The organism is Flavobacterium enshiense, from assembly GCF_040750275.1.
Lineage (GTDB): Bacteria > Bacteroidota > Bacteroidia > Flavobacteriales > Flavobacteriaceae > Flavobacterium > Flavobacterium enshiense_B.
In genome coordinates, this window is record NZ_JBDOCV010000005.1 from 33117 (window position 1) to 48414 (window position 15298).

At 38.3% G+C, this 15298-nt stretch carries 10 protein-coding genes; 2 read left to right on the top strand and 8 right to left on the bottom strand.

Annotated elements, in window-relative coordinates:
* Positions 1-24: 24 nt before the first annotated feature.
* Positions 25-1908, bottom strand: a complete 1884-nt coding sequence (locus tag ABGT15_RS09285; protein ID WP_367231141.1) for a LysM peptidoglycan-binding domain-containing protein — start codon at positions 1906-1908, stop codon at positions 25-27.
* A gap of 101 nt (positions 1909-2009) precedes the next feature.
* Positions 2010-3197 (bottom strand): phosphoglycerate kinase, encoded by a 1188-nt coding sequence (locus tag ABGT15_RS09290; protein WP_367231142.1) that lies wholly within the window; start codon positions 3195-3197, stop codon positions 2010-2012.
* Positions 3198-3340: 143 nt separating this feature from the next.
* Here ABGT15_RS09290 and ABGT15_RS09295 point away from each other — a divergent pair, with 143 nt between their 5' ends.
* Both ABGT15_RS09295 and ABGT15_RS09300 read left to right on the top strand, forming a co-directional pair.
* On the top strand, positions 3341-4489 hold the full coding sequence (locus ABGT15_RS09295) for an ATP-binding protein (RefSeq protein ID WP_367231143.1): 1149 nt from the start codon (positions 3341-3343) through the stop codon (positions 4487-4489).
* Positions 4490-4499: 10 nt separating this feature from the next.
* A complete protein-coding gene (locus ABGT15_RS09300) occupies positions 4500-4886 on the top strand; it encodes a DoxX family protein (protein WP_367231144.1) in 387 nt (128 codons plus the stop codon).
* Positions 4887-4932: 46 nt separating this feature from the next.
* Here ABGT15_RS09300 and ABGT15_RS09305 read toward each other — a convergent pair whose 3' ends face one another.
* The 6 genes from ABGT15_RS09305 to ABGT15_RS09330 form a co-directional block, all read right to left on the bottom strand.
* Entirely contained in the window at positions 4933-7200 is a 2268-nt protein-coding gene (locus tag ABGT15_RS09305; RefSeq protein ID WP_367231145.1) for a helix-turn-helix domain-containing protein, read from the bottom strand.
* Between the two features lie 63 nt (positions 7201-7263).
* Positions 7264-7836, bottom strand: a complete 573-nt coding sequence (locus tag ABGT15_RS09310) for an OmpH family outer membrane protein (protein WP_367231146.1) — start codon at positions 7834-7836, stop codon at positions 7264-7266.
* A gap of 247 nt (positions 7837-8083) precedes the next feature.
* Complete coding sequence (locus ABGT15_RS09315; protein WP_367231147.1) at positions 8084-8938, bottom strand: class I SAM-dependent methyltransferase; 855 nt, start codon at positions 8936-8938, stop codon at positions 8084-8086.
* Between the two features lie 124 nt (positions 8939-9062).
* Positions 9063-10940: a tRNA uridine-5-carboxymethylaminomethyl(34) synthesis enzyme MnmG gene (gene mnmG / locus ABGT15_RS09320; protein WP_367231148.1), complete on the bottom strand. Its 1878-nt coding sequence runs from the start codon at positions 10938-10940 to the stop codon at positions 9063-9065.
* Positions 10941-10987: 47 nt separating this feature from the next.
* Entirely contained in the window at positions 10988-11407 is a 420-nt protein-coding gene (gene ybeY, locus ABGT15_RS09325; protein WP_367231149.1) for an rRNA maturation RNase YbeY, read from the bottom strand.
* Positions 11400-14705: a DUF4175 family protein gene (locus ABGT15_RS09330; RefSeq protein ID WP_367231150.1), complete on the bottom strand. Its 3306-nt coding sequence runs from the start codon at positions 14703-14705 to the stop codon at positions 11400-11402. The genes ybeY and ABGT15_RS09330 overlap by 8 nt, the downstream gene beginning before the upstream one ends.
* Positions 14706-15298 lie beyond the last annotated feature (593 nt).

Genomic DNA, 15298 nt, shown 5'->3' on the forward strand with positions numbered 1-15298 from the left:
GGTTTGAAAAGCGAATTTAGTAAATTATCCTTTAATTTTTAGCTTTTGCCCCGGTTGGATGTTGTCTCCATTGATGTTGTTCAGCTTTTTAATTTCCGCCACCGAACTGCCCGGATGATCTTTAGAAATACTTATCAAAGAATCTCCTTTTTTCACAACATATTCTTTGATTTTCGCATATTCTCGTTTGCGCTGTTCTTTTTTAGCCACTTCTTTTGCCGTTTCAGCATCGGTTACAGCCTCATTCTCTAACGCTTTAACGATTAGCTTTTGTCCTAACTGCAGGTTTTCGTTTTCCAGTTTATTAAGCTCTTTCAACTGTGCTACCGTTACATTGTGTTTTTGGGCAATCTGGGTTAAATTATCACCTTTCTCTACCACATGCATCACATCGGTTACAGCCTCTTTCTGCTCCCTCACTTCTTTAATTTCATCAGCCTTTACAATAGGTTGGGAAACCTTAAGGGTATCGGCTTTTTTCTTCTTCGTTACTCGATCCGCAACCACTACAGTCGACTCGTACTTTATTTTCAGCTTTTGACCGGCGTTAATTCCTGAACCTTGTATTTTATTCCATTTTTTCAGCTCTGTCATGCTAACATTATTCTTGTCTGCAATTTCAGAAAGGTTGTCACCGCGCTTTACTGTATAGTATTTTGTTTTTAGTTTTTTTACCGAACGGGTTACTGTTTCTTCCTCTGAATCCGCTTCGCTATCGTTTGATGCCAAGGCCGTCTGTGTCGAATCGATAACAGTTTTAGGTTTTCTGACTTTAAAAATCTGTCTTTCGCGTTTACTGTCTTCATAGTTAATATACGCATAGACTTTTTCTTCATTAGAGGTAAAAATCGCTAATTTATCCTTCGGTAAACGGATGTAATGTGGTTTATCAGAAACAAACGGCACAACACTGCGCTTGTAAATCGGGTTTAAAAAACGCAACTGTTCTTCCGGCATGTTCAGTAAATCTGAAATTTGTTTGAAAGACATCTGTTTTTTTACCATTACCGTATCCGTCTCGAAATAGGTTAACGGGGCACGTTTCGGTGTGATTCCATGTTCTTTCTTGTATTCGTACACATACATGGTCGCGTAAAAAGCAGGTAAATATCCCTGTGTTTCAGGATGCATGTACTTGCGGATATTCCAATAATTCGTGTGCCCTCCGGAGCGACGAATCGCTTTGGAAATATTACCCGGTCCTGTATTGTACGAGGCCAGTACCAAATCCCAATCACCGAAAATGCGGTACATATTGGTGAAATAATGACATGCCGCTTCCGTAGCTTTCAACGGATCATAACGCTCGTCCACATACGAATTCACCTCCAGGTTGTACTGCTTTCCGGTTTCGTACATAAACTGCCATAAACCGCTGGCTCCTACTCGAGATTTTGCCAACGGATTCAAAGCCGATTCCACAATCGCCAAATATTTAATTTCCAACGGAAGATCGTATTTAGACAGATTGGCCTCAAACATCGGGAAGTAGTATTCCGACAAGGCCATCATGCGTTCGAAAGCACGCGGTCTATTCTTTAAAAATGATTTAATCACGCTTTCCACCGTAGGATTATATTCCACGTTGAAAGGTGATTTCTGGTTTAATTTCTCCAGACGTTCTTTTAAAACTTCGGTGCTCAAATCGTAGGCTACCGTTTCGCCTTTATCAACTTTGGCGATATCGGATTGCATATCATCAAAAAGTTCCTGATTGCTGAGTTCTTTCATCCACATCTCATCAATGCAATTGCTGGTTTCGTGGTGTACGAAAGTTGCCTTAATAGAATCCAGATACGATAGCTTTGGGAGCTCGTTGATTTGCGCTTGAGCCTCGGCTGATTCCTGTGCGGTAGCCGTCAGGGTCAATAGTCCGAAAACTAAGGAAAATACAGTTGTTTTGTTCATGCGTTCTTTTTTAATCCTTTATCATTCAATCGCTTACGAAAGTTGCAAACATAATAGCTTATAACTTATAATTTCAAAAAATATTGTTAAAAAGTGCAATTTTAACTTAAAATGGCTGCAATACCCGGTAAGGTTTTCCCTTCCAACATCTCCAGCATGGCCCCACCACCGGTGGAAACATAGCTCATCTTAGGTTCTAAACCAAATTGTTTCACCGCCGCTACAGAATCACCTCCTCCGACTAACGAAAATGCGCCGTTTTTGGTTGCTTCTGCGATGAAATTACCTAGGGTAATGGTACCTTCTGCAAATTTTTCCAATTCGAAAACACCAAGCGGTCCGTTCCATAAAATCGTTTTGGACTCTTTTACAACCGATTTCAGCGCTTCTAAGCTTTTGGGCCCCACATCTAAACCTTGCCAGCCGTCCGGAATATTGTTTACGTCCACAATTTGGGTATTTGCTTCATTGGAAAAAGCATCGGCTGCCACTACATCCACCGGCAAATGAATCTGTACGTTTTTCGCTTTCGCTTTTTCTAAAATTTCTAAGGCCAATGCCATTTTATCGTCCTCACAGATTGAGTTTCCGATGTTCCCGCCCATCGCTTTGATGAAGGTAAACGTCATACCGCCTCCGATAATCATGTGGTCGATTTTATCCAGAACATTCTCAATCACCGTAATTTTAGACGAAACTTTTGAGCCACCCAAAACCGCCAATACCGGTTTTTCGGAAGTATTTAATACTTTGTTTAAGCTCTCGATTTCTTTCGCTAAAAGGATGCCAAAACATTTGTGCTCCGGAAAAAACTGAGCGATTATCGTTGTGGAAGCGTGCGCTCGGTGTGCCGTTCCAAATGCGTCGTTTACATAAATATCACCTAGCTTAGCTAATTTTTCAGCAAAAGCTACATCGCCTTTTTCTTCTTCGGCATAAAAACGTAAATTTTCTAAAAGCAATACTTCGCCCGGTTGTAAATCCGCAGCTGCTTTTTCGGCAATATCGCCGATACAGTCGGAAGCGAATTTTACGGGAACACCCAATACTTCAGCTGTTTTAGCCACAATGTGCTTGAGCGAATACTTGTCCTCCACACCTTTTGGTCGACCTAAGTGAGACATCAGAATAACACTGCCGCCATCTTTTAAAATTTTGTCAATGGTTGGTTTTGCCGCTTCAATTCGGGTGGCATCGGTTACCTTGAAATTGTCATCCAATGGCACGTTAAAATCTACGCGAATAATGGCTTTTTTACCGGAAAAATTAAAATCGTTGAGGGTTTTCATTAGGTGTTATTTTGTTGTTTGTTTATGCTTTAATCTGCAAATATAGTATTTTTCTCTTTTTTCGTTTTTTTTAGCGATTTTTTTAGCAAATCCGCAATCACAATCCGGTTTTAATCTTTGGAACTTTCTGTTATCTTTGCTTCATGTTATTTCACAAAATTTTAGGGCAGCAGCACCTCAAAAGCCATTTGACCAAAAGTGCCGATTCGGGACGTATTCCGCACGCCCAATTGTTTGTGGGACCGGAAGGATCAGGAACCTTAGCGATGGCCATTGCATATGCCCGTTACATTTTGTGCTCCAATGTTTCTGGAGAAAACTCCGGCGGTAGTGAAGCCTGTAACCTGAAATTCGAACATTTTTCACATCCGGATTTGCATTTCGTGTATCCGGTGGCCACCAACAGCGAGGTGAAATCCCATCCAATCAGCGATAATTTTTTGCCGCAATGGCGCGAGTTTATCGCAAAGAATGTGTATGGCAGTTTGTTTGAATGGTTGAAATTCATTGGTATTGAAAACAAACAAGGACAGATTGGTGTGGACGAAGCGCAGGAAATCGTCAAAAAATTATCACTAAAAGCCTACGAAGGCGGGTACAAAGTGATGATTATCTGGATGGCCGACAAAATGAACATCGCCACGTCGAACAAACTGCTGAAACTCCTGGAAGAACCGCCCCAAAAAACCGTTTTCCTTTTAATCACCGAAAATCAGGACGACATCATGCAGACGATTTTATCGCGTTGTCAGGTTTTGGATTTCAAAAGGTTACCGGAAAGCACCATAGCTGAAGCTTTGGTTTCCCGTGAAACCATGGACGAAAAAGCAGCCATGAAACTCGCCCATCAGGCGCAGGGCAATTACAATCGAGCGCTACACTTGTTACAGAAAGACGACACCGAATTTCCGTTTGAACAATGGTTCGTACAATGGGTTCGTGCTGCCTTCCGCGCCAAAGGAAATGCTGCCGCGATTTTAGATTTGACCTCGTGGAGTGAAGAAATCGCCGGCATCGGACGGGAAGCCCAGAAACAGTTTTTGCATTATTGTGTGGAAATGTTTCGACAGGCGTTACTGTTGAATTACCAATCCCCTTCACTGGTTTACATTGAACCAACCGTGGAAAAATTCAAATTGGAAAATTTTGCGCCTTTCGTAAACGGCAACAACATCAACGAAATATTCCAGGAATTGTCCGATGCGATTTACCATATCGAGCGCAACGGCAATGCAAAAATTATACTAACCGACTTATCCATAAAACTAACCCGACTCATTCATAAAAAATAAAACTATGTACATGACTAATACTGAACTTTTTGGCGTATTGATTCTGGCTTTTTTAGCCATCACGTTTTTACAATCCGGATACGATAAAATTGCCGATTGGAAAGGCAACGTGGAATGGTTAAAAGGACATTTTTCACAAACGTTTATCAAAAACCAAGTACCGGCTTCATTGGGCTTGGTACTCTTGTTGGAAAGTGTTGCCGGAGCGCTATGCGTAGTAGGCATTTTCCAGTTAATCGCCAACGGGAGTACTACTATCGGGCATTACGGTGCGGTAGTTTCCTGCATTACATTATTATTTCTGCTTTTCGGACAGCGAATTGCGAAAGATTATGACGGTGCCAGAACCATTGTAATTTACTTTATACCCGCTATTTTAGCTGTATATTGGTTATAAAAATGATTCAAGATACAAAACCGCATACGACTCATGTGCGGTTTTTTTATAACGTGGCCTTATACAATCGTAATTCGTCCCAAGTAAAAGTATCACCGTGTAGGTCTTTCAATTCACCCAAACTTTCGCCATTGTAATCTTTGAATGCCAGACGAAGGGCTTCAATTTTATCCTCAGGTAAAATATCCGACAGACCTAAGGCTTCCAATTGAATCAGTTTTGTAAAATGACTGAAAATTGTGCCCGGCGTGAGTTTTCGCTTTTGAGCAATTTCGTGAATGGAAAGGTTTTGTTTCCACAATTCCAGCGTTTCTTCAATCGTGGCTTTTTTGGGTTCTTTCGCTTTTTTCTTAGGTGCTTCGTAATAAGAAACATCTTCTTCGCTCTCAACCAAAGCTGCATTTTCAGATCGAAAACGTTCGGCAACGGTAACCAACTTATTGATTTTGTAATGATTGGCTTCTTCCGAACGCAACGTATCCTTTGAAATTTCCATCCCTTGCGAAACTACCTGCAACAATTGACGGACTTTTTTCAGCTGCAAAACGGTTTTAATTTGAAGTTCTTCCAAAAGAAGTAATTCATCATAAAACGCTTTAACTTTTTTGGTGCGTTTGATTGTCTCTAATTTCAGCAAAAGCGCCTCCACCACTTCATCTAAAGGTTTGAAAAAATAAGTATAGGCCGCCTCGACTCGCTGGCGAATGAAATCAAAATCGACGGTTTCCGCGGCAAATAATTTGTGCAGTTGATGTTGAAATTTTACGGAAGCCTCGCCTAATGCCGCAACCCGTTCCGCATTACTTTTGGCCCAATCCTGATGCTTCCGCTTCGGGGATTTCGGAGCTTCCTGATTGTAACTGAAATGATGGTTCCGCCATTCCTGAATCAGATTTTTAAAATCAAAACTGGTTATCAGGCATTTAAATAAATAATTTTGGGTTTCCACCGAAAGGGATTGCTGTAAAAGTTCCGTTGTGGCTTTGTTGGTGGCGTACTGCAAAACATCTTCGTCCGACGAAATGCCATTCATTTTAAGCGGAGATAGTAAAATAAGCCCGTTTAAGGAACGTAAACGCGATAAGGCTACATAGGCTTGTCCGGGCGCAAAAACGTTTGATACATCGAGTACAGCCTTGTCAAAGGTTAAACCTTGACTTTTATGCACGGTGATGGCCCAGGCTAATTTGATCGGAAAATGAGTAAACGTGCCTAAGAGTTCTTCTTCTATTTCTTTTGTGTTTTCATTTACTTTGTATCGAATGTTTTGCCATTCATAACGCTCTACTTCAATGGATTTGTGTTCTTCCGGAAAATAAACGATGATTTCATTCTCGGAAAGTGATTTGATGACACCCATCTTTCCGTTAAAAAAACGCTTTTCAAACGAAAGGTCATTTTTGACAAACATGATCTGGGCACCGACTTTCAACAACAGTTTTTCCTCTACCGGATAAATCTTTTCCGGAAAATCATCCACCACTTCCGGCAGAAAAGTAAACGGCTTGCCTTTCAATTCCGCTAAAGAATCCGCATTGAGTGCGTCGGCTTTGGCATTGTGTGTCGTTAACGTAATGTAACCTTCATTCGCTTTGAAGTCAAAACCCGGTTGTACAAAACGGTTTAAAAGTTGAAGATCGTTTACAGTTATTGTATTGTTTCTCAGATTGTTGAGTACCGTTATAAAAGTATCGTCCGTTTGGCGGAAAATTTTATCCAACTCAATATACAAAGGCGGATACTGCTGTACCACATGCGAATGAAAGAAAAACATACCCCGATAGTACTTGCTCAAAACGTGCCATTCCTCCTGTTTGACAACAGGAGGCAATTGTAGTAAATCTCCTATATATAATACTTGTACACCACCAAAGGCCTGTTCATTGCGGCGCACTTTCCGCATCATAAAATCGATGGCGTCCAGTATATCCGCACGCAACATACTGACTTCATCAATTACCAGCAGTTCCATATTCCGGATGACTGCCTTTTTGGTAGCATTCATGTTGAAATGACGTAGTAAAGATTGCTGATTTTCAAACTTAACCGTTTCCGAAAAATATGGAAATTCCTTAGTATCAGGAATAAAAGCAGCAAAAGGCAATTGAAAAAGGGAATGAAGGGTAACCCCACCGGCATTCAACGCGGCTATCCCTGTTGGTGCGACCACAACGGTATTTTTGTGTGTGGTAGCAATGATTTCTTTAAGTAAGGTTGTTTTTCCGGTACCTGCTTTTCCCGTGAGAAAAATAGATTTGTTCGTTTGATTGATGAACCGTAAGGCGTAATTGGCTGCTTTTGAGAGTTGTTCCACGTGGCGTATACTTTAGAAAAGTAAAAGTATAAAAAAAGCCCTCCGATTGGGAAGGCTTTGCTATTATTTTTTTGCTTCGGTTTTAGGCTCCTCATTTGCTGTAGGGCCTTTGTACTTATCATTCAGTTCTTTACTGATGGTAGCCGTAATATCATAAGCATCTTTGGCATACAAAACGGTAGCCGCGCCATCTCCGGTTCCGTAGATGTAGTCGTAACCATTTTTCTTACCGTAATCTTTTATATAAGTTTTAACGCGTTTCACCAAACTATCCATTTCCTTACCACTTTCCTGCTGCAAGGTTTGCATCATTGCTTGTTGCTTCATGCCCAATTGTTGCTCTCTTTTCTGCAATTCTGCACCTTTTGCCTGAGCCCAAGCCTGTCCTTTAGCCATAGCATTTTGCTGAAAAGAAGCTGCTTCATTTTCAAACTGACTCGCTTCCGCACGCAACTCACGGCCCATTTCTTCTGATTTTACTTTGTATTTCTCCTCAATGTCTTTTGCTTCTTTGTTTTCTTCCAACAATTTTGACGTATCAATATAAGCTGTTTTAGTTTTTTCAGCAGTTTGTGTTTCTTTATTACAAGAAATGATTGCTAAAGCAGCAACCGAAAGTAAAATTACTTTTTTCATTTTTCAGATCTAAATTTATTTTCTTTTAAGGTACAATTTCCGATAGGGTTTCAAAGATGCTAATTTTCAAAGAAAAATCACAACTTTTTACTTTATTTTAAAGTATAAATAATAACTATGTTGTAGTTTTTATTTATAAAAATTAATTATTACAATCGAATTCATATAAAGCGATTTAAGCAACGTTCTAAAATTCGGCTACAAGAAGCCTGTTTTTACTTAAAATCGTTTAAAAAAACGTTTTATTTTAATTTTTTACATTTTCAAGTACATAAATATGCGACGAAAACTCAAAATTTTGCTTTGCTTTTACATTGGAACGCAAACCGTTTATAAAACCTTTCACAAAATTCATTTTTCCGGTTTTGTATTTTTCGGATAAAAGCGAGACATAAAAACTATCAAAAACCATTGGAAGTACTTTTACCAATTTGACATTTTCCTTGTCAAATAATTTTTCAATTGCTGTTTTAGAAAAATGCCACAAGTGTCTTGGCACATCATAAGCTGCCCAAAATTTACCGTAATGCTGCGCATCGAAAGATTTAAAATTAGGAACCGCAATAATGATTGTGCCGCTTGGTTTTAATAAACGTTTCAATTCACTAATTTGTTTTTCAAGATCCGGAACGTGTTCCAATACATGCCACATCGTAATCACATCAAACGAATGATGTTCCAAGACCTCTAAACTTTCCGCAAATGAAACACCTTTTGAAACGGCAATGGCTTTTGCTTTAGCATTGGGTTCAATTCCGGTAATTAACCAATTTTGATTTTTGGCCTCCTGAAGAAAATCTCCGGTTCCCGCTCCGATATCCAAAAGCTTTCCCTTATTCGGCTGCTGCTTTGTAATTAGTGCAACTTTGTCACGAATCGCTTTGCGCTTAATGATATGATACACTTTTTCAAACAACGAACGTTTACCATCGGTATGGGAAATGTAATCGTCACTTTCATAGTAACTGGGTAATTTTTCCAATGACGGTTGCGGATGGGTTTTCAACAGTTGTAATTCTTCATCCAAAAGCAAGTCAAAACTTTCACCGGAAACGGAATAATCTTTAACACGGATAAAAACGTGGTCGGTAGAAAAATTCATTTACAATATTATATTTTTTACTAATCGCTTTGTTTATGGGGCTTCGCGCCGTAGTTTCACGTGGAACAAATTTAGCATCGCAGTTTTCAGTATTGATAAATCTGCAAACTGAAACTGCAATATCTTATCTTCCCATGTGAATTAATAAAATCGAAATATCTGCCGGGGACACTCCAGAAATTCGCGACGCTTGTGAAATCGTCACCGGTTTTATTTTTTTTAACTTCTCACGAGCTTCATGCGAAATCGACTTTACCAAATCATAATTAAAATCCGGGCGAATTTTTAAATCTTCCAGACGGTTTAATTTATCAGCATTATTTTTTTCTTTTTCAATATAGCCGGAATATTTTACCTGGATCTCGGCCTGTTCGATAACTTCCTCCTCCAGATTGTTTTCCTGAATATATTTTTGAACGTCTTCGAAACGTAAAATATCTTCCAATTCCAATTGTGGTCTGGAAAACACTTTAAACATTTTATCAGGCTGTACCATTGGTGAAGAACCTTTTTTTTCTAGAATTGGATTCGCTTCTTTTGGATTGACACTGGTCTCTTTAAAGAAAGTTACGAACGCGTCGGAGGCATCCCGTTTTTTTTCCATGGTACGCAAACGGTCTTCTTTCGCTAAACCAATTTCATACGCCATCGGTGTCAAACGGAAATCAGCATTATCCTGACGAAGCAACGTTCTGTATTCTGCTCTGGAAGTAAACATACGATACGGTTCTTCGGTTCCTTTGGTAATTAAGTCATCAATCAAAACTCCGATATACGCTTCGTTTCTTTTTAAAATGAAAGGATCACGCCCCTGAACTTTTAACGAAGCATTAATTCCCGCCATCAAACCTTGGGAAGCCGCTTCTTCATAACCAGTGGTTCCGTTAATCTGTCCGGCAAAATATAATCCTTCAATTAACTTGGTTTCTAACGTATGTTTTAATTGTGTCGGTGGAAAATAGTCGTATTCAATGGCATACCCCGCACGGAAAAATTTCACGTTCTCAAAACCGGCTACCGAACGCAAAGCTTTAAACTGCACATCTTCCGGTAACGAAGTGGAAAAACCGTTTACATAGACTTCTACCGTATTCCAACCTTCCGGTTCTACAAATAACTGGTGTCTTTCTTTATCGGCAAAACGGTTAATTTTATCTTCAATAGAAGGGCAATAACGCGGTCCTAAACTTTTGATACGACCGTTGAACATCGGTGAACGATCAAAACCTTCCCGCAATAAATCATGTACTAATTCTGAAGTATACGTCATATGACAATCGCGCTGTACCGAAAGCGGTTTTGTAATTCCTAGATAGGAAAACTTGTTAGGATTTTCATCCCCGGGTTGCGGTTCCATTTTGGAATAATCTAACGATCTTCCATCTACCCTTGGAGGTGTACCGGTTTTCATACGACCGGCTTCAAAACCTAATTTTACCAAATCTTCGGTGATTCCGTAGGCTGCGCTTTCTCCTGCTCTACCACCACCAAATTGTTTTTCTCCGATATGAATCAAACCGTTCAAAAAAGTACCATTGGTAAGCACCACGGATTTCGCTTTGATTTCAATTCCCAACGAAGTGCGAATTCCGGTAACTTTTCCGTTTTCGGTTAAAAGTCCGGAAACCATCTCCTGATAAAAATCAAGATTTGGTGTTTGTTCCAACATGGTACGCCATTCTTCGGCGAAACGCATACGATCGGATTGCACCCGTGGTGACCACATGGCAGGCCCCTTGGATTTGTTCAGCATCTTGAATTGAATGGCGGTTCGATCCGAAACAATTCCCGAATAACCACCCAACGCATCAATCTCACGAACAATTTGTCCTTTTGCAATTCCTCCCATGGCCGGATTACACGACATTTGTGCAATGTTCTGCAAACTCATGGTAACCAACAGCGTTTTCGATCCCATGTTAGCAGCCGCAGCCGCAGCTTCAGAACCAGCATGACCAGCACCCACTACTATTACATCATATACCTCTTGAAATAAACTCATTGTTCCACGTGAAACATTTTATTGTTTCGAAATTTTAGTATTATAAATTAATGTTCCACGTGGAACATTAAAACTTTTTCATCTTCCTTAGCGCGCATTAATAGCTCGTCTTTTTCGGTTTTATCTTTGTAGCCACAGTAGTGTAAAACGCCGTGGATGACAACTCGTTTCAATTCTTCTTCAAAGGAAACCTTGAAATCGTTGGCATTATCCCTGACACGTTCCACCGAAATAAAAATATCACCTTGTAATATTTTTCCCTCAGAATAATCGAAACTGATGATATCAGTCAAATCGTCGTGATTAAGGTATTCTACATTGATTTTGTGCAAGTAATCGTCGTCACAAAAGATATAACTTATCTCGCCCAATTCCTTGTTCTCTGAGACAATTACGCGTGAAATCCAATTTTCGAACGCTTCCTCATTATCCAACTGAAAGTCGGTTTCATAATTAAAACTAATCATTTGATTTAAAATAGGTTTGCACCTTTTGATTAAAATTTGGGCGCAAAGGTAAGCTTTGTCGGTTTAATATTTCAACACTGTTTAAATAATCTTTTAAAGCGGGAGAAATAGGAGTTCCTTGTGCATTAAAATCTTTCTTATTGGATTGGGATTGTCGTTTGTTTTCCTCACCTTGCTGTTGTATGGCTTTTTCCAATTTTAGTAATTCGTGTTTCAAATTAAGCATTTTTTGAAGTGTTTCATTTTTAAAACCTTTATTCAACAATTGCTTTTCAATATCTTTCATTTGCTGCAAAGCGTTCTGGCCGTTGCCGCCCATACCTTGTTTTTCCAACGCTTTTTGCAATGCATCACGCAATTGCTGCTGCTCTTTCAGAATTTCTAATAATCGACCGGCGTCCCCTTCTCCATCTTGACCATTTTCACCCTGTTTGCTACCTTTTTCTCCTTTTTCTCCAGGCTTTCCTTCACCCGATTGCTCTCCTGGTTTCATTCCATCTTTCATTTTTTTAGATAATCCTTCCTGTTTTTTTATGATATCCGGCAACTGCATCCCTTGTCCTTGACCTGGTTTAGGCTTTCCTTTGCCCATACCTTGTCCATCCATTGGCATCATCATTTCCATCTGCATTTGGTTCATCGCATCACTAAGAAAATCCGCCAATTTATTAGCAGAGGTAACAGTATATTGCTGGTGCGACACACCTTTTGGAATGTTATTGTCCGCTAGATTATCAATTGCTTTTTCAATATTATATTCAACATTACCAACTTCTTTAGTAATCATCTCCGAAATTTTCGGGTTGCGCAAAGACATCGCAAAAAGGCTGTCATCCACATGTTTGAACTGATTTTTAAGATCCTGTTGTTTCTTCAGCAACTTATTAAAACTCAAAGTACGTGACGATTGCGATTTAAAATTTTTCATCAAATCTTCCTGTGAAAAAGAAAAGGCCAAAAGATTATCAAGAATCTGACGCAACATTTTAACATCTTCTTCCATTTGTTCCATGCCGTCCATTTCCATGGCTTGCATCATTTTTTGACTCATTTGCTTCATTTTCTGAGCCGCCGATTTTTGCTTAGGCTTCGCTTTAGATTGGTTATGTTTCTGCAATTCATCCGAAGCTTTCTGTAAATCATCCTTAATATCTTCTTGCTCCTTCTGCTCAGTAGGAAGATCCATAGGCGATTTAAGTTCTTCGTTTTGCTTTTCCAACTCTTTCATTTCTTCCTGCAGCTTTTCAAATTCTTTATTGATTTCGTTCTGCTCTTTGGAATTGTTGTCTTTACTATCCGATAATTTATCTTCTTTTTTAGAAAGTTGATCTAATTTAGAGGCAATTTGTTCTGCTTTTTTCTCTACATAAAAACGTTTGGTAAGTTCCACCAATTGCTCCAAACTTTTCGTTTGATCTTTTGTATTCTGTTTTAATTTATCGACTTTTTCAAAAAGTTCTTCTTCTTTCAACTTTTTGGTTAATTCTTCCAATTCCTTTAAAAGCTTTTCGTTTTTTTCTATTTCTTTTTCGTTCTTGTCTAAACGTTTTAAAAGTTCGTCTTTGAATTCATCTTTCTTTTCAGGGTTGAATTGCTCCAGATTTTCTTCCAATTTTTTAGAAAATTCTTTCATCATTTCATCCTGCAGCTTTTGACGGTTGATAAAATCCTGTACTTTTTTCTGATCTTTAAAATCTAAATTCGTTTTTTCTTTACCGAGTTTTTGCAATTTATCCAATTCCGAAAGTTGCTTGTCCTGATTTTTAATCGATTTTTCTAAACTGTTGATATTCGAATTTTGTTCCTGTAAATTCTGCTGCAACTGCTCATCCGTGGTTAATTCTCGATGCGAAAAAACAGAAGATTTGGAACTTTTAAAATTGTGTAGGGCATCGTTATCGAAAATCTCGAAATAATAATCGTAATCGACACCGGCCGGAACCGCTAATCCATCAGGAAACGAATACACAAACTGATCAAAAGCACTTTTTTTAACACTTAAATTTCCTCTTCGGATCTCCGTAGGTTTGTCTTTCGGATAGAAAACCACCTGTAATTTTGTCAACCCATAGTCATCAGAAACTTGACCTAACATGACCTGCTTTTTAAGTTTTAGGGAATCCGGCGCCGTTTGCACCGATATGGTTGGATACTGATCTTTAACCGTCGTTAACTGGTAATTGAGTTTTTCGTAATTTTTTACTTTTGAATTGGAAGTAATAATTTGATAATCAGTATTTTGTAAAATACTTTTGGTATACGTAAAAAACTGTTCCGTTCTGTTAAAATTGGCTCTTGTCTTGTCACTTGCATAACTTACAGCATTGGTAGCCAAAGCGTTAACTTTCCAAACTACTTTAGTTCCTTCGGGCACTACAGCATTTCCGGTTCCTTGGATTACTTCGTTTCGTTTGCCTAAATAAGAAGGAAACAACAATTGCATTTCAAAATTGACTATGGTGGGAACGGCTACAACCTGCAATTCAAAATCTTTGGATGTTATAGTGTTGGCCTCAAAATGAAAACTTTGATTCTTCAACGGTTTCTCAAAAAGAAATTGGAATTCACCAGGTTTACTATTTTCCATATAGTAACTTTCCTCACCGATTTTTATAAGGGCATTTTCAGGGATAACCTTACCCTTGGTTTTTACCCGCAACAAAAAATCCTGTCCTTGCTGTGACGTTAAATGCGGATTAACAATTTCAAACGAAAAAGGAGCCGGTGGTGTAAAACGGGTTTGATAATGCACTACCCTACTGAAGCTTTGCGTAATAATTCCGGAATTACCACTGAGTATAAAAACCAAAAGCAACAGCAAAGGCACGGCTGCATACGGAAGATATTTTATATTTTTTTTAAAGTTGATCGCGTTACTAAACGGAATCGGTTGCAAATTTTTAGCTTTTTGTTCAATGGATGCCAATAACAATTCCGATGGATCCGACTGAGTATTCAGTTGCAGAAAATTGGTCAGTTTATCGCTTACTTCCGAAAAATGACTGCCGATGATTTGGGAGGCTTCCGTATAGTCAATTCCCTTTTGCAGTTTGAACAATTTGAAAACCGGAAACAAAATGAAACGCAGCAACAGAAAAACTTCCACACTTATGAACAACCAAAAAAGTAAGGTTCTCCCCTTAGGTTGCAGCCACAGAAAATGTTCCACGAGCAACGTGATAATAAAATACAACAATCCCAATCCAATAAAAAGAATCGTCCCTTTGAGTAATTCGTTGGTATAATACTTCTTAATGAAGGCTTCGAGCTTTTGAAAGATGACATTTTTGGTTTCCAAAATCTGCAAGTTTACTTATAACCGATAAAATTACAATTTTAAACAAGACTAAAACTTTAAAATTCGTTAAAAACAAATTTCAGTTTTATCTTTCAATCCTTTAATCTTTCTTTCTGCATTCTCAAATCAATTTAAAAATTTCAAATTTGAATTCGATAGTTTTCAACATTCATTAAATAAAAGAAAAAAAGATTTTTAAAAAATTTAAATTTTTAATGATTATTATAGGGTGTTAATAATGGCTATAACTTTTACATTTTACCGTAGGAATTCTACTTATTTCTTTTTATACCGAGTTATTAACAGCGTATTTTTAAGTTAAAATAATGTAAATCAAGGGTTAGGTTTAGGTTATTAACAATCGTTGAAAGGTAATTTTTAAACGATGTTTTTAATAATTTACCAATAGCATTACTGTTGATAAGTGTGTTTTAGTATTTGATAAATTTTAAAGAAAAACTAAAAACTTTCCTTGCATTTTTCATTTCAGTTTTGGTTTATAAAAAATAGCAATACCACCAAAAAACAGTTGTCAGATTCTATTCAAAGTTATCAACAGAAGTTGTTAATCGGTAAAAGCTTGTTTTTCAACG

Bases quoted from the DNA above. Each gene is read 5' to 3' on its own strand.
- ABGT15_RS09285 (WP_367231141.1), bottom strand. From the start codon at position 1,908: ATGAACAAAACAACTGTATTTTCCTTAGTTTTCGGACTATTGACCCTG.
- ABGT15_RS09290 (WP_367231142.1), bottom strand. From the start codon at position 3,197: ATGAAAACCCTCAACGATTTTAATTTTTCCGGTAAAAAAGCCATTATT.
- ABGT15_RS09295 (WP_367231143.1), top strand. From the start codon at position 3,341: ATGTTATTTCACAAAATTTTAGGGCAGCAGCACCTCAAAAGCCATTTG.
- ABGT15_RS09300 (WP_367231144.1), top strand. From the start codon at position 4,500: ATGACTAATACTGAACTTTTTGGCGTATTGATTCTGGCTTTTTTAGCC.
- ABGT15_RS09310 (WP_367231146.1), bottom strand. From the start codon at position 7,836: ATGAAAAAAGTAATTTTACTTTCGGTTGCTGCTTTAGCAATCATTTCT.
- ABGT15_RS09315 (WP_367231147.1), bottom strand. From the start codon at position 8,938: ATGAATTTTTCTACCGACCACGTTTTTATCCGTGTTAAAGATTATTCC.
- mnmG (WP_367231148.1), bottom strand. From the start codon at position 10,940: ATGAGTTTATTTCAAGAGGTATATGATGTAATAGTAGTGGGTGCTGGT.
- ybeY (WP_367231149.1), bottom strand. From the start codon at position 11,407: ATGATTAGTTTTAATTATGAAACCGACTTTCAGTTGGATAATGAGGAA.